Raw genomic sequence first — 17,139 nt, forward strand, 5'->3', positions numbered from 1 at the left:
TTCGGGCAAGAAAGATCCCGGCGCTGCGGACCGAACCGCCACTGCCGGGCTTGCCCCACCTTGGTAACCCGTGCCTCCGGCCTTCCCCAAACGCCCCTTTTACTACCCCGACTCGTAGCCCCGCCGTGGATCTCCACGCTCTTGACGCCACCCGTACTGCACGGACACAGGGACAAACTAGGACAGCAAAACCTACGACAATTCCTAGTAGGTCCGATTTGCCCTGTGCGGCTTGTCACCGCCCGGGGAACGTTTGCCCCGGCGGTGCCGGGGCTTGGCTGGGCGCGCAGGTGGGCGGGGACTCGCGGTGCGGGCCCGCTATCTCCCCCTCGACCCCGTGGGGCCGGGCGGTGTTTGCCCACCCGCCCCCTCGTCTGCGGGGCGGGGGCCGGGGGGCGGTACCCCCTGGGGCGGTCTCACAGAAGCGTGGGGGCTTCCCGTCAGTCCCATCGTCCTTCCGGTTCGGGCCGGTCCCTCAAGGGCGCTCCTTCGTCGCGTCGCTACGCGATCGCCTTCGGCGACCCTTGACCGACCGACCCGAACCGGAAAGCCGAAAGACTGCCGGGAAACCCCCAAAGAAACGGCACGGTCCAGAGGAGCAGGGACGGGCATCTCAGGGACCAGGCGCGGCGCCGGGCGCCGGCCCACCGGGCATCCGGGCCCCCAAGAGTCGAAATCCCGGGCCAGGGGCGCGGCTACCCGCACGAGAAGGCGAACAGAGCAGCCCAGGAAGCCCCCAGACGCGACAGATCGCTACGCGCTCCTCTGATTTCGGCGGCCGGCGGCCGTCTTAGGCTGGTCAGGGGCGGGTTCGACGTTGGTGGAAGCGGTGGTGAACTCGCGGCCGCAGGCGCCCCGGATGTAGGCCAGTTCCATCCAGCGTTCGATGCCCGTGTCTGAGACGTTCTCGTTGATCACGGCCATGAGGATGCCTTCGGTGCCGGAGGCGATGTCGCGGACACGGCGGCGCAGGAGTCGGTGGGGGACGTACTCGTACCGGTCAGTCATCAGACGACTCCTCGAAGCTGTTGACGAACTGCTCCCAGCCGGCGAGCGCACGATCGACCAGTGCCGGACTCAGGCCGCTGCCGAAGGTGTGGTGGTCAACCACACCGCCATCAAGCACTATGCGCGCGGCCACGAGGGGCAGAACTACATCTCGCAGGCAGTCGGCCTTGAAGGCGTCCGACTCGGTGGTTCGCTGCCAGCAGTCCACCGGATCATGGTGGACCGTCCAGGAGTAGCCACAGGCAGCACAGTGACCCACGACGCTGCCGCAATAACCAAGTCGCAGCGGCGCAAGCCGACCACAGTCGCAGTGCACGTGGTCGGCGAGACAGCTTCTGTTCGAGTGCTCAGCTCCCGCATCTACGTGCTCCTGATTGGCCCTGCTCTCGGTGCGGGTAGTCCCGTGAGACGTCGCACGCATGGTCACCTCGCCGGCATGTCGTTGGAAATGCGTCACTGGTCGTGAGAAGTGAACCGGTGCAGGAGCGGGCACTCCAGGCGGTAGAGCGGAAGCTCAGCGGCAGTTCGCGGGCAATGTACGGCCTGATCACGGGGAATTTGTTGCCTCAGGGTGCACTCACCGCTCCTGGCCGCCTACGTTGGGCCACGGAGACCTCGCGACAGGAGCGATTCGATGCGGTCGCCCGCCAATCAGGTGCTGTTCGCGGCCAGAACGGCAAAGGGCCGGTTCTCGCAAGAGCAGGCAGCCCAGGAAATCAGCAGGGCCGGCGCCCAGGCGCTCGGTCGTCGTGGGTACACGATCAGCGTCCGCACCTACAGAGCCTGGGAGTCCAAGTGTCCGCCTTGGCCGCGCTCGGACCAGGCCACAGCGCTCCGTGCCGCGTTCGGCGTCGGCCCGGAAGCACTCGGCTTCACCGTGGCGCCGGGGCTGGTGTCTGACAGGCCCGTCGACGACCAAGGAGTGGCTCCGCCTGTGGAACGGCGAACTGCCCTCAGCACAGGAGTGGCTGTCATCGGACTGCCCTGGCTCACCCCGTCGACTGCCACCATCGCGACACCACACCGGGTCGGCCGCGACGAGGTCGAACTGCTCCAGGCAACAATCGCCGACCTTGATGCCATCGACCAGCAATTCGGGAGCGATCGGCTGTGGCGATCCGCCCAGTCCCACCTCAGGTACGTGCACCTCCTGATAAACGAAGGATCCTACGAGGAGGAGATCGGGCAGGAGCTTCACGATCTCGCGGGGCAGCTCACCACATCACTCGGATGGTTCTGCTACGACGCCGACCAGCACGGCCAGGCCCGGGTGTACTTCTCCGAGGCCCTGAACACCGCCATGCTCGCGGGCAATGAGGAACTCGCCACAAGAACTCTTTCGAACATGGCCCGCCAGTCGGTCGACTTGGGCAAACCACGCGAAGCAGTCCGGTTCGCCCGAAACGCGGAAAGCTACGCCGGCAAATGGTCGGCCCCTGCCCGAGTAACGGCGCTCCTCGCGATCCGGACAGCTCACGGCTACGCCCGACTCGGGGACGAGGTGAATACGTCGTTCTTCATCAAGCGCGCCTGGAGGGCCTTCGACCAAGGCACCACCGATCGAGACCCAGCATGGACCGGCTTCCTGAACGAGGCCGAGCTCACCTGCCTGGAAGGGATGTGCCGGGCCGACCTGGGAAGCCACAAGCAGGCCGTTCGCCTCCTCGAACGCTCTTCGCAGCTCCAGGACGTGACGCGTTCACGCAATCGGGGAATGTGCCTGGCCCGCCTGGCTCGGGCGTCCGTTGGTAGTGCCGACTTCGATCGCACCGATGAGGCTGCCAAAGAGTCACTGCGGCTCATCGAGTCCGGCCAGACATCGACTCGCACCCGACGCCAGCTCGCATCGGTCAGGGAAGGCCTGCGCCTGTACCAGGATGTCCGGCAGGCCAGGGAGACCATGGACCTGCTAGCCACCCACATCGCCTGAACGGAGCCCCCATGCCTGCGGAGATCGACTTCACCCGCCACGCCCCTGAGCAGGCCCGGACCATCACCGATCAGCTGCTGGCCGTCTATTCCGTGGTGTACGACGTTCCGCCCTACGCCGGGGACCCGTTCTTCACGGTGGAGTCGTACGACTCCCGCCTCCAGGCCGCGTACGACATGGAAGGCTTCGAGGTCGTCACGGCGCACCTGCCGGACGGTTCCATCGCCGGATACGTCCATGGCGTGACCCTCACGCCCGACCGTGCCTGGTGGGACTCCCTCCTGCGGGAGGGGAAGGTACCGGCAGACGCGGAGAAGGCGGCCGAAGCCGGCGATGTCTTCTGGCTGAGGGAGCTGATGGTGCTACCCGCGCACGCCGGCCAGGGCATCGGCCGTGCCCTCCACGATGCGATGGTCCTGGGCCGCAAGGAGGCCTGGACCACCCTCACCTGCATCACCGACAACGAGCCCGCCCGCTCCGCCTACCCTCGCTGGGGGTATGACGTGATCGGCCGCATCAAGCACGCCCCCGAGTCTCCCCTCTACGACGCCATGGTCCTCGCTCCGAACGCACAGTGACCCGCTCTGCCAAGAGGGGGCCATCCGCCGCCGAGACGTGGGCAGCGCGTAGCGATCCGTCGCGTCTGTCGGCCTCCTGGGGAGCTCTGTTCGCCCTCTGGTGCGGGTATCAGCCACAGGCGGTCGCCGGCCGCTGAGATATGGGAAGCGCGTAGCGATCTGCCGCGCCCGGACCGTCCCCGGGGCGCCCTGTTCGCCCTGTGGTGCGGGCATCAGCCCAAGGCGGTCGCCGGACGCTGAGACGAGAGGAGCGCGTAGCGATCTGCCGCGCCCGGGGGCTCCGCAGGGCGGTCTGTTCGCCTTCTCGTGCGGGTAGTCGCGCCCCGGACCCTGGAAGCGCAGGCGAGAGGGCCCGGATGCCCGGTGGGCCGGCCCCCGGCCCCTCGTCTCATCGCTGAGGGACCCGTCCCTCCACCATGGACCGTGCCGTTTCTTTGGGGGTTTCCCGGCAGTCTTTCGGCTTTCCGGTTCGGGTCGGTCGGTCAAGGGTCGCCGAAGGCGATCGCGTAGCGACGCGACGCAGGAGCGCCCTTGAGGGACCGGCCCGAACCGGAAGGACGATGGGACTGACGGGAAGCCCCCACGCTTCTGTGAGACCGCCCGAGGGGGTACCGCCCCCCGGCCCCCGCCCCGCAGACAAGGGGGCGGGTGGGCAGCCACCGCCCCGCCCCACGGGGTCGAGGGGGAGATAGCGGGCCCGCACCGCGAGCCCCGCCGCCCGCACCCCAAAGGGGCGGCCCCGGGACCTTGTGGGTCCCGGGGCCGCCCCTTCGTACAGCTGCCGCAAGCGGCTGCGCTTACGCGCCCTTCGACAGGTCCGGGCCGGAGCCCGTGGCCTCGATCGGGGGGAGGTCGGGCAGGGCCGACTTCTCCTCGCCGCGGAAGGTGAACTTGGCGTTCTCGCCCTCGCCCTCCACGCCGACGACCACGATGTGGCCGGGGCGCAGCTCGCCGAAGAGGATCTTCTCCGAGAGCAGGTCCTCGATCTCGCGCTGGATGGTCCGGCGCAGCGGGCGGGCACCCATGATCGGGTCGTAGCCGCGCTTGGCCAGGAGCTGCTTCGCGTCACCGCTGAGCTCGATGCCCATGTCGCGGTCCTTGAGGCGCTCGTCCACCTTGGCGATCATCAGGTCGACGATCTGGATGATGTCTTCCTGGCTGAGCTGGTGGAAGACGACCGTGTCGTCGACACGGTTCAGGAACTCGGGCCGGAAGTGCTGCTTGAGCTCTTCGTTGACCTTCGCCTTCATCCGGTCGTAACCGGTCTTGACGTCGCCCTGGGCGGCGAAGCCCAGGTTGAAGCCCTTGGAGATGTCCCGCGTACCCAGGTTGGTCGTCATGATGATGACCGTGTTCTTGAAGTCCACGACCCGGCCCTGGGAGTCGGTCAGGCGACCGTCCTCCAGGATCTGGAGAAGGGAATTGAAGATATCCGGGTGCGCCTTCTCGACCTCGTCGAAGAGGACGACGGAGAACGGCTTCCGGCGGACCTTCTCGGTCAGCTGGCCGCCCTCTTCGTAGCCCACGTAGCCGGGGGGCGAACCGAAGAGGCGGGAAACCGTGTGCTTCTCGCTGAACTCCGACATGTCGAGGGAGATCAGCGCGTCCTCGTCGCCGAAGAGGAATTCGGCGAGCGTCTTGGAGAGCTCGGTCTTACCGACACCGGACGGGCCGGCGAAGATGAACGAGCCACCGGGGCGCTTCGGGTCCTTCAGGCCGGCCCGCGTACGGCGGATCGCCTGCGAAAGGGCCTTGATGGCGTCCTTCTGACCGATGACGCGCTTGTGGAGCTCGTCCTCCATGCGCAGCAGGCGCGAGGACTCCTCCTCGGTCAGCTTGAAGACGGGAATGCCGGTCGCGGTCGCGAGGACCTCGGCGATGAGCTCGCCGTCGACCTCGGCGACGACGTCCATGTCGCCGGCCTTCCATTCCTTCTCGCGCTTGGACTTCGCGGTGAGCAGCTGCTTCTCCGAGTCACGGAGCGAAGCCGCCTTCTCGAAGTCCTGGGAGTCGATGGCCGACTCCTTGTCGCGGCGCACGGCCGCGATCTTCTCGTCGAACTCGCGGAGGTCCGGCGGCGCGGTCATCCGGCGGATGCGCATCCGGGAGCCGGCCTCGTCGATCAGGTCGATCGCCTTGTCCGGGAGGAAGCGGTCCGAGATGTACCGGTCGGCCAGGGTCGCGGCCTGGACGAGGGCCTCGTCCGTGATCGAGACGCGGTGGTGGGCCTCGTACCGGTCACGGAGACCCTTGAGGATCTCGATGGTGTGCGGCAGCGACGGCTCCGCGACCTGGATGGGCTGGAAGCGGCGCTCCAGGGCCGCGTCCTTCTCCAGGTGCTTGCGGTACTCGTCCAGCGTGGTGGCACCGATGGTCTGGAGCTCACCACGGGCCAGCATGGGCTTCAGGATCGAAGCGGCGTCGATCGCACCCTCTGCGGCACCCGCACCGACCAGCGTGTGGAGCTCGTCGATGAACAGGATGATGTCGCCGCGGGTGCGGATCTCCTTGAGGACCTTCTTCAGGCGCTCCTCGAAGTCACCGCGGTAGCGGGAGCCGGCGACCAGGGCACCCAGGTCGAGCGTGTAGAGGTGCTTGTCCTTGAGGGTCTCGGGGACCTCGCCCTTGACGATCGCCTGTGCCAGGCCCTCGACGACGGCGGTCTTGCCGACGCCGGGCTCGCCGATGAGGACCGGGTTGTTCTTGGTCCGGCGGGACAGGACCTGCATGACCCGCTCGATCTCCTTCTCGCGCCCGATGACCGGGTCGAGCTTGGATTCGCGGGCCGCCTGGGTGAGGTTGCGGCCGAACTGGTCGAGGACCAGCGAGGTCGAGGGGGTGCCCTCGGCCGGGCCGCCTGCGGTGGCCGACTCCTTGCCGCCCCCGGTGTAGCCGGAGAGCAGCTGGATGACCTGCTGCCGGACCCTGTTCAGATCGGCGCCCAGCTTCACGAGGACCTGGGCTGCGACGCCCTCGCCCTCGCGGATCAGGCCGAGCAGGATGTGCTCGGTGCCGATGTAGTTGTGGCCGAGCTGGAGGGCCTCTCGGAGCGACAGCTCCAGGACCTTCTTCGCCCGCGGCGTGAAGGGGATGTGGCCGGACGGGGCCTGCTGGCCCTGGCCGATGATCTCCTCAACCTGCTGGCGAACAGCCTCGAGCGAAATCCCGAGGCTCTCCAGGGCCTTAGCGGCGACACCCTCACCCTCGTGGATCAAGCCCAGGAGGATGTGCTCGGTGCCGATGTAGTTGTGGTTGAGCATCCGGGCTTCTTCCTGAGCCAGGACGACAACCCGCCGCGCGCGGTCGGTGAACCTCTCGAACATCGTTTATCGCTCCTCAGAGCGGTCGGGCAGTTCGGGGTCGGTCCCCGCCCTGTCCTTCCGCATGCTAGTCCCGCGGGACGGGACAGCTCATTCCAACTGCCGACATCCGTCCACGGCTCACCCCCACGTCGGTGAGGAAAACCGGCTGTAAGAGCCGACTACTGCTCCAACTCGATGGTGCGAGACGATGTTCCCGCAGGCCAGGCAGATACCCGTCACAGGTGTACGCCGATGGCGAACGGAACACGCTCAAATCAGCGTGTCGCCCCGATCCACTAGGAATGTCTTACCCGTAAGGACTGACACTCCATGCCGGTAGGCATGGTTCCCTCCGCTACGGGCGAACACGCTTGTGTCCCGAATGTGGGACTCCGCTCGGCTGATGTTTACGCTCCGCATTGGTGCGGGCGCGTCGCGTAACCCGTCGGCCGTCGCCGGAGTTGCTCCGGTCATGTCCCTCAGCGTGAGCGTCCCGTCGCCCCGCGTCCCGTCCGAGGACGACACCCGTACCTGGTACGAGCGGGTGCTCGGCTGGGCCTGTGCCGGGGGGCCGCCCCCGCAGCTGGTCACCGGGGTCCGGTTCGACGTGCTGGAGCTGCCCTCGGACGCCGGGGCCGCGCTGCTCGCCCGGCCCGGCTTCGCCGCCACCGGTCCGGTGGCGGTGATGGGGCGCCGGATGCGCTTCCTGATCGCCCCGGGCGGCGCCGACGAGCTGGAGGGGCTGCTCGGCTGGCTGGAGTGGGGCGGGGTGCCGCTGGACCTGACCGCCGTGGGCGCGGGGGGCAGGATCACCGCCCCCGTGCCGCCCGGACGGGCGCCGGGGGAAAGCCCTCGGGGGGCCGCAGTGTGGTTGCGGCCCCCCGAGCTGGGGTGCGAGGCGTCGCTGCCCGCCCTGCCCGGTCCGGGGCGGGGCGCCGGACCCGGGCTCTGTGCGGAGCCGGCCGGGCCCGATCTCGTACGCCTGGTGGCCGCGGCGGCGACGGAGTGCCACCGCGCCCGCCTGGGGCGGCGTACGCCTCAGCCCTTGGCGTTCTCGTAGGCCTCGCGGATCTCGGCGGGAACCCGGCCGCGGTCGTTGACGCTGAGGCCCTGGGCCTTGGCCCACGCGCGGATCTCGGCGGTGTCCGGGCTGCCCGGGGCGGCGGCGGCGCGGCCCTTGGCGCGGCCGGTGGAAGCACGCCCGCCGGTACGGCGGCCCGCCTTCACGAAGTCCTCCAGCGCACCGCGGAGCTTTTCAGCGTTGGCGGTGGTGAGGTCGATCTCGTAGGTCTTGCCGTCAAGAGCGAACGTGACGGTCTCGTCCGCCGTGCCACCGTCGAGGTCGTCGACAAGAAGGACCTGAACCTTCTGTGCCACCGGATTTCCTTTCATCGAAAATGCAGTACGCGGAAAGGAAACCGCTTTTGCCTGGAAAACACAAACCCCCGTCGAGAGGTTCAGGACCTCTACAAGGCGGGAAACGTACGCGATTCGGACATAGGCCTCAGGTGGACGGGGGCCCGTAATAGCCGCCGCGCTCGATCAGAGGTGCAGCAGCATCCGGCTGTTGCCCAAGGTGTTCGGCTTCACTCGTTCGAGACCGAGGAACTCGGCGACTCCCTCGTCATAGGAACGCAGGAGCTCCATGTAGACATCGGTCTCCACCGGGGTCTCGCCGATCTCGACGAAGCCGTGCTTGGCGAAGAAGTCCACTTCGAAGGTCAGGCAGAATACCCGGCTCACCCCGACCCGGCGGGCGGTCTCCAACAACTTGGCGAGCACCAGGTGCCCGACACCGGCGCCCTTCAAGTCGCGGTCGACGGCGAGCGTGCGCACTTCGGCGAGGTCTTCCCACATGACGTGGAGGGCGCCGCAGCCCACGACCTGACCGTCGGAGTCGCGTTCCGCGACCCAGAACTCCTGGATGTCCTCGTAAAGGACGACGGGGGCTTTGTCGAGGAGGATCCGCTGCTGCACGTACTGGTCGAGCAGGCGGCGCAGTGCCGGAACATCACTGGTGCGCGCGCGGCGGATCGTCACTGTTTTGGCGTCGGCTGTGGTGGAAAGCTCTCCCATACCCGGACGCTATCGCCCCGGGTCGCTCCCGTGCGCGCCGGAGTCCCCTTCCGGCGCGGCCGCGGACGGTTCCCCGCCGGCCTGGCCGGCGCCGGCCCCGGGTCCCGGTTCGGGTTCAGGTTCGGGTCCCGGTTCGGGTTCGGGTTCGGGCTCGTCGTGCTGGACGATGCGGACGGCGTCGCGGAGGGCCTCGCGCTGTTCGGGGGACATCATGCCGAAGAAGGCGACGAGGGCGGCCGCCGGGCTGTCGCTGGTGGACCAGGCCTCGTTCATCAGCGCGGCCGAGTAGGCGGCGCGGGTGGAGACCGCCGTATATCGATAGGCGCGGCCTTCGGCTTCCCGGCGGACCCAGCCCTTCTGATGGAGATTGTCCATAACGGTCATGACCGTGGTGTACGCGATGGACCGTTCCTGCTGGAGGTCTTCCAGGACTTCCCGAACGGTGACCGGGCGGTTCCACTGCCACACCCGCGTCATCGCCTCTCTTCGAGTTCTCCCAAGGGGCGAGGCACAGCAGCACAATAGTGCCGATTGCGGCGAATTTGCCAGAACTATTCCGCCGCAACGCGAGGAGAAAACCCCGAGCGGGGGTCACCTCACTTCTGCGACTGCTGACCCGGCCTCGGCGCGGGCGAGCGCAGCGTCGACGACCGCGTCTTCCTTGACCTTGTTGGCCCCGTCCTGGGACTTTCACGATCGTCACGACGAGTACGATGAAGAACGCGGCCATCACGACGGGGGGCACGAGCGCGGAGACGTAGTCCATGCCCCCAAGCGTAGCTACACCGCCGCGCGTCCGGCCGCCGGGGGCGGGGTGGGCTTGCGGCGCGGCGGGAACACCTCGCCCGGGGTGGGCACCGGCCGGGCCGGGGGCTCCTTCGCCGGGGCGGGCTTCGGCGGCGGCGGGGGCGGCTGCTCCTTGCCGCCGGCCAGGGCCAGCAGCCGGGTGCGCGGCGCGGGGGCGGCCGCGGGCGCGGTCCCGGTGGCGAGCCTGCGGCGTACGGAGCGCCCGGCGACGGCCTGGGCCCGTTCCAGGACGGCGGCGGCGACCGGGTTGGCCCGCAGGGCGCGCAGGGCGGCCAGGTCGTCGGCCAGGGGCTCGTACCCGGCGGCCAGGGCGTCCTGGAGGAGCTCCAGGTAGCCGGACAGGCTCCCGGGGAGGGCGCCCCGGTAGCGGGCGAGGTCGTCGAGCAGGAAGGCTCTGAGCCGGCCCGCCTCCAGGACGGCGTCGTCCACCGACGCCGCGAGGCGCAGGCAGTCCTGGACCTCGGGGGCGGTCAGGGGGGCCGTGGAGGACTGGAGGGCGTGGGCGAGGGAACGCCTGAGCACGTGCAGCTCGGCGGCGCTGAACGCCATGCCGCCGCGGGATCCGTAGGGCGTGGGCATGGGGCGAAGATACGCGCTAATCGGACAAAATCCCCTGAGGGTGCGGGATTGCGGCGCGGCGGGGATCCGCGCCGCCCCTCCGGGCGGTCCGGTCGGGCTCAGCCGGTCTCTTTGACGGACTTCACGAATTCCGCCCAGGCGGCGTGGGTGGTCGCCATCACCAGGTGCGCCGGGTCGGCCCGGTCGGCCACGCGCACCAGGGTGCCGGGCGCGGCCGCCACGTACACGCAGGCGTCGCCTTCGCCGCAGTAGGACGATTTGCGCCAGTCGGGTCGAGCGTTCGCGGTCATGGTGTCTCCTCCGCAGTGGACGAGGTCGCGGTGCTTTCGAGCGTGACGCTAGCGCCACGAGAGGCACACTCCGGCCAGTTCCGTAAAAAACCCGGTCGTCGGAAAGTACGGCCGTTCACAATACGCGGCCCCGGTCACTCCACCGGGAAGGCGTACGCGATCTCGTAGCGCGAGTCGGGTATGACCAGGTCCGCGGTCTCCACGGGGCGGCCGTCGGAGTCGAGGTACGTGCGCTCGATCTCGGTGATCATGGCGCCGAGGCTGATCCCGAGGAGGTTGGCCTGGTTCTGGTTGGCCCGGGCGGGGCGCGGCACCTCCACCACGGAGGTGACGGTGATGCCGATGGAGCGCATGCGCGCCACCACCCCGGCGCCGCGCAGTTCGCCCACCTCCGGGAGCACCACCGGGGTGCCGGAGGTGATGGCCAGCGGCTCCCAGGACTCGGAGAGCTCGGCGGGGCTCCCGTCGGCCATGAACTCGTAGCGGGTCATCACGCAGGGGGAGCCGGGCTCGATGGCCAGCCGGGCGGCGATCCGCTCCGGCGCCGGGACCTGCGGGAGGGTCCTGAACTCCCAGGACGCGGCAATGCCGTGCGCGGCGGCCTCGGAGCGGAAGGTGTTGCCGGAGCCGGGGACGCGGCGGCGGGTGCGGAGCATCCGCATGCGCCGGCGCGGGGTGCGCACGTAGGTGCCGGACCCGGCGCGGCCTTCGAGGAAGCCCTCGATGATCAGCTGCTCCATGGCCCGCTGGGTGACGCCCTGCCCGACGGAGTACTCCTCCGCGAACCGGGCGCGCGAGGGGAGCCTGTCGCCTATCGCCCACTCACCCGCCTCGATGCGGGTCCTGAGTGATGCGACCACCTGCAAGTACGGTGATTTACGGGGCATTTGGGCCGTCCTGTGCCGTCTCTGCTGTGCCGCCACGCGAGGGTGTGCGTCCGACGCCGACAAGCTAACGGATCAGGTTCAAGCTGAGGATTCCGCATGACGGACCGCTACCGGGTGCGCTACCGCCGGTGGGGCCCAGCCCGTGCGGGGCCCCACCGGCGGCCGGATCACTCGAAGCTGGGCGCGTTCCGCTCGTACACGAGCCGCAGCCCGATCAGCGTCAGCCACGGCTCGTGCTCGTCGATCACCGTGGTCTCCCCGAGGATGACCGGGGCCAGCCCGCCCGTCGCGATGACGCGGACGTCGTCCGGATCGCCGTCCGGACCCACCAGGTCTCGGGCGATGCGGTGCACGATCCCGTCGACCTGGCCCGCGAACCCGTAGACCACGCCCGACTGCATCGCCTCGACCGTGGACTTGCCGATCACGTTGCGCGGCCGGGCCAGCTCGATCTTGCGCAGCAGGGCGCCGCGCATCCCGAGCGCCTCCATCGAGATCTCGATGCCCGGGGAGATCACCCCGCCCACGTACTCGCCCCGCGCGGAGACCGCGTCGAAGGTCGTCGCCGTACCGAGGTCGACGACGATCGCCGGACCCCCGTACAGCTCGACGGCGGCCGCCGCGTTGACGATGCGGTCCGCGCCGACCTCCTTCGGGTTGTCCATGAGGATCGGCACGCCCGTCTTCACGCCGGGCTCCACCACGATCGCCGGAACGTCGCCGTAGTAGCGGCGGGTGACCTCGCGCAGCTCGTGCAGCACCGACGGCACCGTCGAGCAGATCGCGATGCCGTGGATCCCGTCGCCCAGCTCGCTGCCGAGCATCGGGTGCATCCCCATCAGGCCCTGCATCAGCACGGCCAGCTCGTCCGCCGTGCGCCGCGGGTCCGTCGAGACCCGCCAGTGCTCGACGATCTCCTCGCCGTCGAACAGGCCGAGGACCGTGTGGGTGTTGCCCACGTCGATGGTCAGCAGCATCGGCTCACACCGCCTCGCGCAGGTCGAGGCCGATGTCCAGGATCGGCGACGAGTGCGTCAGCGCGCCCACCGCCAGGTAGTCCACCCCGGTCTCCGCGTAGGCGCGGGCCGTCTCCAGCGACAGCCGGCCCGAGGACTCCAGGACCGCGCGGCCAGCGACGATCGTCACCGCCTCCTCCGTCTCCGGGACGGTGAAGTTGTCCAGCAGGATCAGGTCGGCGCCCGCGTCCACGACCTCGCGGACCTGGTGCATCGTGTCGACCTCGACCTCCACCGGAACGTCCGGGAACGCCTCGCGGACGGCCTTGAAGGCCTGCGCGACGCCGCCCGCGGCGACCACGTGGTTGTCCTTGACCAGCGCCGCGTCCGACAGCGACATCCGGTGGTTGACGCCGCCGCCGCAGCGGACCGCGTACTTCTCCAGCGACCGCAGGCCCGGCGTCGTCTTGCGGGTGTCGCGGACCTTCGCCTTCGTGCCCTCCAGGACGTCCGCCCAGCGGCGGGTGGCCGTCGCGATGCCGGACAGCCGGCACAGGATGTTCAGGGCGCTGCGCTCGGCGGTCAGCAGGTCACGGGTGCGCGAGCGCACCGACAGCAGCAGCTGCCCCGCCTCGACCCGGTCGCCGTCCTCGGCGTGCCGCTCGACCTCGAAGGCCTCCGTGCACACCACGGAGAACACGGCCTCGGCGATCCGCAGGCCCGCCACGACGCCGGCCTCGCGGGCCACGAAGTCGGCGATGGCCTCGGCGTCTTCGGAGACGGTCGCGACGGTGGTGACGTCGACCCCGCCGTCCAGGTCCTCGGACAGCGCCATGTGCGCGATGTCCTCGACCTCGATCGGGTCCAGGCCCGCGTCGACCAGCAGCTGGGCGAGCGCCGGGTCGAGGCCGGTCTCCTCGCCGTCGCCACAGCCGCAGTCGTCGCCGCAGCCGCCTTCGTTCTGCTCGATCAGGGGGAGTTCGGGGGTGCTCACGGTCACTTCTCCAGGCTGAGGGGGTGGTGGACGGACGGGAAGTCCGCGGAGTCGGTGGGGGTGACGACCAGCGCCCGCCGCTCGGTGCGCGACAGCCGCACCACGAGGTGGCGGCGCCACTCGGCGTCGTCCCGGTCGGGATGGTCCTCGCGCCAGTGGCAGCCGCGGGTCTCGGCGCGCCGCTGGGCGGCGGCCACCAGGACGCGGGCCACGCACAGCAGGTTGGTCGCCTCCCAGGTGTCCACGCCCGGCACGGCGGTCTTGCCCTGGCTCTCCAGCTCGCCCAGGGCCGTCGTGTACAGGCTCTCCAGCGCCTCGGCGGCCGCCGCCAGGGACCCGGCGGAGCGGAGCACGCCCGCGCCCTCCGTCATGATGCGCTGGACCTCGTACCGGGCCTCGGCCGGCTGGAGCGGACCGGTGGCGGGCACCGGTACGCCCGGGCCGCTGCCCACGGGCGGGTTCGCGGTGATGTCCTCGGCGATCCGCTCGGCGAAGACCAGGCCCTCCAGCAGGGAGTTGGAGGCCAGCCGGTTCGCACCGTGCACGCCCGTGCAGGCCACCTCGCCGCACGCGTACAGGCCCGGAACCGTCGTACGGCCGTGCAGGTCGGTGCGTACGCCGCCCGAGGCGTAGTGCGCGGCCGGGGCGACCGGGATCGGCTCGGTCACCGGGTCGATGCCGTGGGCCCGGCAGGCCGCCAGGATCGTGGGGAACCGGTTCTCCCACATCTCGGCGCCGAAGTGCCGCGCGTCCAGGTACATGTGCCGGGCGTCCTGCTCCTGCATGCGGCGCATGATGCCCTTGGCGACGATGTCCCGCGGCGCCAGCTCGGCCAGCTCGTGCTGCCCCACCATGAAGCGGACCCCGTCCGCGTCGACCAGGTACGCGCCCTCGCCGCGGACCGCCTCCGACACCAGCGGCTGCTGGCCCTCCGCGTCCGGGCCGAGGAAGAGGACCGTCGGGTGGAACTGGACGAACTCCAGGTCCGAGACCTCCGCGCCGGCACGCAGCGCCAGCGCCACCCCGTCACCCGTGGAGACCGCCGGGTTGGTCGTCGCGGAGAACACCTGGCCCATGCCGCCGGTCGCCAGGATCACGGCGGGCGCGTGGACGGCGCCGACACCGTCGTGCTGGCCCTCGCCCATCACGTGCAGGGTCACGCCCGCCGTACGGCCCTCCGCGTCCTGGAGCAGGTCCAGGACCAGCGCGTTCTCGACCGTACGGATCCCGGCGGCGTGCACGGCCTCGACCAGGGCACGGGAGATCTCCGCGCCGGTCGCGTCACCGCCCGCGTGCGCGATGCGGCGTCGGTGGTGGCCGCCCTCGCGGGTCAGCTCTATCTCGCCGGTCTCGGCGGAGGTGTCGAAGACGGCGCCCGCCGCCATCAGCCGGCGCACCGCGTCGGGGCCCTCGGTGACCAGCAGCCGTACCGCCGCCTCGTCGCACAGGCCGGCGCCGGCGACCAGCGTGTCGTCCAGGTGCTGCTCGGGGGTGTCGCCCTCGCCGAGGGCGGCCGCGATGCCGCCCTGCGCCCAGCGGGTGGAGCCGTCGTCGAGCCGCGCCTTGGTGACCACGACCGTACGGCGGCCCGCGGCGGCGCAGCGCAGCGCGGCCGTCAGCCCCGCCACGCCGGAACCGACCACCACGACGTCCGCGTCGAGGGCCCAGCCGGGGGCGGGGGCGTGCAGCCGTATGCCCGTACCGGCGGCGCCGGGGGTGCCTGGGTTGCCTGTGGTGCTCACGCGTGTGCTCCGAACTCCAATGGGATGTTGTCGATCAACCGGGTCGCGCCGACCTTCGCCGCGACGGCCAGCACGGCCCGTCCGGTGAAGTCGGGGCCGACGTCGGTGAAGTCCTCCGGGTCCACCAGGGCCAGGTAGTCCAGGACCAGCGGCGGCTCGTGCCGGCCCGCCTCCTCCAGCACGTGCCGCGCGGCGGCCCGTACGGCGTCCGGCAGGCCGGTGACGCCGCCGGCCGCCGCCGACACGGCGTGCGCGTCGGCGGAGGCACGGATTTCGCCGAGCCGGGCCAGGGCGGTGGCGCGCCCGTCGCTCGCCGGGGCCGCCTCCGCGCGGGCGCACAGCGCGGCCTGCGCGGCGAGCCGGTCGCGGCCCGCGAACAGGGCGCGCGAGAGGGCCAGGGCGGTACGGCGCTCGACCGGGCCGAGGTAGCGGTTGCGGGAGGACAGGGCGAGCCCGTCGTCCTCCCGGACCGTGGCTACGCCGACCACCTCGACGGGGAAGTTCAGGTCGGTCACCATGCGCCGGATCAGCGCCAGTTGCTGGGCGTCCTTCTGGCCGAACAGGGCCAGGTCCGGGCGGGTGAGGTGGAGCAGCTTGGCGACGACGGTCAGCATGCCGTCGAAGTGGCCGGGCCGGGTGGCGCCTTCGAGCCGCTCGCCCATCGGCCCGGCCGTGATCCGCACCTGCGGGTCGCCGCCCGGGTAGACCTCGTCCACGGAGGGGGCGAACACGGCGTCGGCGCCCGCCCCTTCGGAGACCGCCAGGTCGGCGTCGAGGGTGCGCGGGTAGCGGTCGAGGTCCTCGTTCGCCCCGAACTGGAGGGGGTTGACGAAGACGGTGACCACCACCTGGCCGTCCGGGCCCACCTCCTCGCGGGCCGTGCGGATGAGCGTGGCGTGGCCCTCGTGCAGGGCGCCCATCGTCATCACGACGGCCCGGCGGCCGGCGCGCGGGAGCTCGTGGAGCTCTTCGGCGGTGTTCAGCAGCTGGAGCGGGCCGGTCATCGCTCGGAATCCTTCGGGTCGGCGGGGTCCGCGAGCACGCCGAGGAGGTCCTCGGCCAGTTCGGGCTTGAGCAGGCCGTGCGCGAGGGCGCGGTCCGCGGTCGTACGGGCCATCGCCAGGTACCCGGCGACGGTGGCCGGAGCGTGCTTGCGCAGCTCCGAGACGTGCGCGGCGACGGTGCCCGCGTCGCCGCGGGCGACGGGCCCGGTCAGGGCGGCGTCACCGGAGCGCAGGGCGTTGTCCAGGGCGGCGCCGAGCAGCGGGCCGAGCATCCGGTCGGGGTGCTCGACGCCCGCGGTGCGGAGCAGCTCCAGGGCCTGGGCGACCAGGGTGACCAGGTGGTTCGCGCCCAGCGCGAGGGCCGCGTGGTAGAGCGGGCGGCTCTCCTCCGCGATCCATTCGGGCTCCCCGCCCATCTCGATGACCAGGGCCTCCGCCGCCAGCCGCAGCTCCTCGGGCGCGGTCACCCCGAACGAGCACCCGGCCAGGCGCTGCACGTCCACCTCGGTACCGGTGAAGGTCATCGCCGGGTGCAGCGCCAGCGGCAGCGCGCCCGCGCGCCGCGCGGGGTCCAGCACGGCGGCCCCGTAACGCCCCGAGGTGTGCACGAGGAGCTGCCCGGGACGCACGGCGCCGGTCTCGGCGAGGCCCTCGACCAGGCCCGGCAGGGCGTCGTCGGGGACGGTGAGGAGCACCAGCTCGGCCCGCTCCAGCACCTGCGCCGGGGACACCAGCGGCACCTCCGGCAGCATCCGCTCGGCCCGGCGCCGGGAGGCGTCGGAGACCCCGGACACGGCGACGGGGCGGTGCCCGGCCTGCTGGAGCGCACGGGCCAGCGCGGGGCCGACGCGGCCCGCGCCGACGACTCCGATGGTGAGCCGGGCGGGGCGCGGTTCCTGGGATGAGTTCACGCGGTGAGGGCCTTCCGTTCCAGTCCGCGAGGGGTACCGGACGATACGTCGCCATACTGGGCCCTTTCCGCGCCC

The 17,139-nt window shown here is 70.8% G+C and carries 17 protein-coding genes; 3 read left to right on the top strand and 14 right to left on the bottom strand.

Annotated features, from left to right (window positions below; all coding sequences use genetic code 11):
* Positions 1 to 753: 753 nt before the first annotated feature.
* Positions 754 to 1,008 carry a hypothetical protein gene (locus tag SSNG_RS15600; protein ID WP_007264811.1) on the bottom strand — a complete coding sequence of 85 codons (255 nt, stop codon included), beginning with the start codon at positions 1,006 to 1,008 and terminating at the stop codon, positions 754 to 756.
* Entirely contained in the window at positions 1,001 to 1,216 is a 216-nt protein-coding gene (locus tag SSNG_RS15605; protein WP_042801078.1) for a hypothetical protein, read from the bottom strand. Before SSNG_RS15605 ends, SSNG_RS15600 begins: the two co-directional genes overlap by 8 nt.
* Positions 1,217 to 1,642: 426 nt before the next feature.
* On the opposite strand from SSNG_RS15605, the gene SSNG_RS15610 reads away from it, so the two are divergent.
* Positions 1,643 to 2,938 (top strand): hypothetical protein, encoded by a 1,296-nt coding sequence (locus tag SSNG_RS15610; RefSeq protein ID WP_007264813.1) that lies wholly within the window; start codon positions 1,643 to 1,645, stop codon positions 2,936 to 2,938.
* An 11-nt stretch (positions 2,939 to 2,949) separates the two neighbouring features.
* Entirely contained in the window at positions 2,950 to 3,516 is a 567-nt protein-coding gene (locus SSNG_RS37965; RefSeq protein ID WP_007264814.1) for a GNAT family N-acetyltransferase, read from the top strand.
* 797 nt (positions 3,517 to 4,313) lie between these two features.
* On the opposite strand, the gene SSNG_RS15625 is transcribed toward SSNG_RS37965, so the two are convergent.
* Positions 4,314 to 6,839 carry an ATP-dependent Clp protease ATP-binding subunit gene (locus SSNG_RS15625; RefSeq protein WP_007264815.1) on the bottom strand — a complete coding sequence of 842 codons (2,526 nt, stop codon included), beginning with the start codon at positions 6,837 to 6,839 and terminating at the stop codon, positions 4,314 to 4,316.
* Between the two features lie 451 nt (positions 6,840 to 7,290).
* Between SSNG_RS15625 and SSNG_RS15630 the strand changes: the two genes are divergently transcribed.
* The gene (locus tag SSNG_RS15630) at positions 7,291 to 7,878 is read left to right on the top strand and encodes an SCO3374 family protein (protein ID WP_007264816.1); all 588 of its coding nucleotides are present in this window, start codon (positions 7,291 to 7,293) and stop codon (positions 7,876 to 7,878) included.
* On the opposite strand, the gene SSNG_RS15635 is transcribed toward SSNG_RS15630, so the two are convergent.
* From SSNG_RS15635 to SSNG_RS15685, 11 genes are all read right to left on the bottom strand, one after another.
* A complete protein-coding gene (locus SSNG_RS15635; RefSeq protein ID WP_007264817.1) occupies positions 7,857 to 8,195 on the bottom strand; it encodes an Lsr2 family protein in 339 nt (112 codons plus the stop codon). The two genes, SSNG_RS15630 and SSNG_RS15635, sit on opposite strands and share 22 nt — an antisense overlap.
* Before the next feature lie 165 nt (positions 8,196 to 8,360).
* Positions 8,361 to 8,894: an amino-acid N-acetyltransferase gene (locus SSNG_RS15640; protein WP_007264818.1), complete on the bottom strand. Its 534-nt coding sequence runs from the start codon at positions 8,892 to 8,894 to the stop codon at positions 8,361 to 8,363.
* Between the two features lie 9 nt (positions 8,895 to 8,903).
* Positions 8,904 to 9,371 (bottom strand): BlaI/MecI/CopY family transcriptional regulator, encoded by a 468-nt coding sequence (locus tag SSNG_RS15645; protein ID WP_007264819.1) that lies wholly within the window; start codon positions 9,369 to 9,371, stop codon positions 8,904 to 8,906.
* 303 nt (positions 9,372 to 9,674) lie between these two features.
* Complete coding sequence (locus SSNG_RS15650) at positions 9,675 to 10,280, bottom strand: hypothetical protein (protein ID WP_007264820.1); 606 nt, start codon at positions 10,278 to 10,280, stop codon at positions 9,675 to 9,677.
* Between the two features lie 98 nt (positions 10,281 to 10,378).
* On the bottom strand, positions 10,379 to 10,570 hold the full coding sequence (locus SSNG_RS15655; protein ID WP_007264821.1) for a DUF397 domain-containing protein: 192 nt from the start codon (positions 10,568 to 10,570) through the stop codon (positions 10,379 to 10,381).
* Positions 10,571 to 10,704: 134 nt separating this feature from the next.
* Positions 10,705 to 11,457: a GntR family transcriptional regulator gene (locus tag SSNG_RS15660; RefSeq protein ID WP_007264822.1), complete on the bottom strand. Its 753-nt coding sequence runs from the start codon at positions 11,455 to 11,457 to the stop codon at positions 10,705 to 10,707.
* A 167-nt stretch (positions 11,458 to 11,624) separates the two neighbouring features.
* On the bottom strand, positions 11,625 to 12,434 hold the full coding sequence (locus tag SSNG_RS15665; protein ID WP_007264823.1) for a type III pantothenate kinase: 810 nt from the start codon (positions 12,432 to 12,434) through the stop codon (positions 11,625 to 11,627).
* A gap of 4 nt (positions 12,435 to 12,438) precedes the next feature.
* A complete protein-coding gene (gene nadC / locus SSNG_RS15670) occupies positions 12,439 to 13,407 on the bottom strand; it encodes a carboxylating nicotinate-nucleotide diphosphorylase (protein ID WP_042801082.1) in 969 nt (322 codons plus the stop codon).
* 2 nt (positions 13,408 to 13,409) lie between these two features.
* A complete protein-coding gene (locus SSNG_RS15675; protein ID WP_007264825.1) occupies positions 13,410 to 15,149 on the bottom strand; it encodes an L-aspartate oxidase in 1,740 nt (579 codons plus the stop codon).
* Positions 15,146 to 16,153 carry a pantoate--beta-alanine ligase gene (gene panC, locus SSNG_RS15680; RefSeq protein WP_007264826.1) on the bottom strand — a complete coding sequence of 336 codons (1,008 nt, stop codon included), beginning with the start codon at positions 16,151 to 16,153 and terminating at the stop codon, positions 15,146 to 15,148. The genes SSNG_RS15675 and panC overlap by 4 nt, the downstream gene beginning before the upstream one ends.
* The gene (locus tag SSNG_RS15685) at positions 16,150 to 17,064 is read right to left on the bottom strand and encodes a DUF2520 domain-containing protein (RefSeq protein ID WP_042801086.1); all 915 of its coding nucleotides are present in this window, start codon (positions 17,062 to 17,064) and stop codon (positions 16,150 to 16,152) included. Before SSNG_RS15685 ends, panC begins: the two co-directional genes overlap by 4 nt.
* Positions 17,065 to 17,139 lie beyond the last annotated feature (75 nt).

The organism is Streptomyces sp. C, from assembly GCF_000158895.1.
GTDB lineage: Bacteria > Actinomycetota > Actinomycetes > Streptomycetales > Streptomycetaceae > Streptomyces > Streptomyces racemochromogenes.

Excerpts from the sequence above, each read along its gene's own strand:
- panC (WP_007264826.1), bottom strand. The coding sequence starts at position 16,153 with ATGACCGGCCCGCTCCAGCTGCTGAACACCGCCGAAGAGCTCCACGAG.
- SSNG_RS15645 (WP_007264819.1), bottom strand. The coding sequence starts at position 9,371 with ATGACGCGGGTGTGGCAGTGGAACCGCCCGGTCACCGTTCGGGAAGTC.
- SSNG_RS37965 (WP_007264814.1), top strand. The coding sequence starts at position 2,950 with ATGCCTGCGGAGATCGACTTCACCCGCCACGCCCCTGAGCAGGCCCGG.
- SSNG_RS15600 (WP_007264811.1), bottom strand. The coding sequence starts at position 1,008 with ATGACTGACCGGTACGAGTACGTCCCCCACCGACTCCTGCGCCGCCGT.
- SSNG_RS15625 (WP_007264815.1), bottom strand. The coding sequence starts at position 6,839 with ATGTTCGAGAGGTTCACCGACCGCGCGCGGCGGGTTGTCGTCCTGGCT.
- SSNG_RS15650 (WP_007264820.1), bottom strand. The coding sequence starts at position 10,280 with ATGCCCACGCCCTACGGATCCCGCGGCGGCATGGCGTTCAGCGCCGCC.
- SSNG_RS15610 (WP_007264813.1), top strand. The coding sequence starts at position 1,643 with ATGCGGTCGCCCGCCAATCAGGTGCTGTTCGCGGCCAGAACGGCAAAG.
- SSNG_RS15630 (WP_007264816.1), top strand. The coding sequence starts at position 7,291 with ATGTCCCTCAGCGTGAGCGTCCCGTCGCCCCGCGTCCCGTCCGAGGAC.
- SSNG_RS15640 (WP_007264818.1), bottom strand. The coding sequence starts at position 8,894 with ATGGGAGAGCTTTCCACCACAGCCGACGCCAAAACAGTGACGATCCGC.
- SSNG_RS15665 (WP_007264823.1), bottom strand. The coding sequence starts at position 12,434 with ATGCTGCTGACCATCGACGTGGGCAACACCCACACGGTCCTCGGCCTG.
- SSNG_RS15655 (WP_007264821.1), bottom strand. The coding sequence starts at position 10,570 with ATGACCGCGAACGCTCGACCCGACTGGCGCAAATCGTCCTACTGCGGC.
- SSNG_RS15660 (WP_007264822.1), bottom strand. The coding sequence starts at position 11,457 with ATGCCCCGTAAATCACCGTACTTGCAGGTGGTCGCATCACTCAGGACC.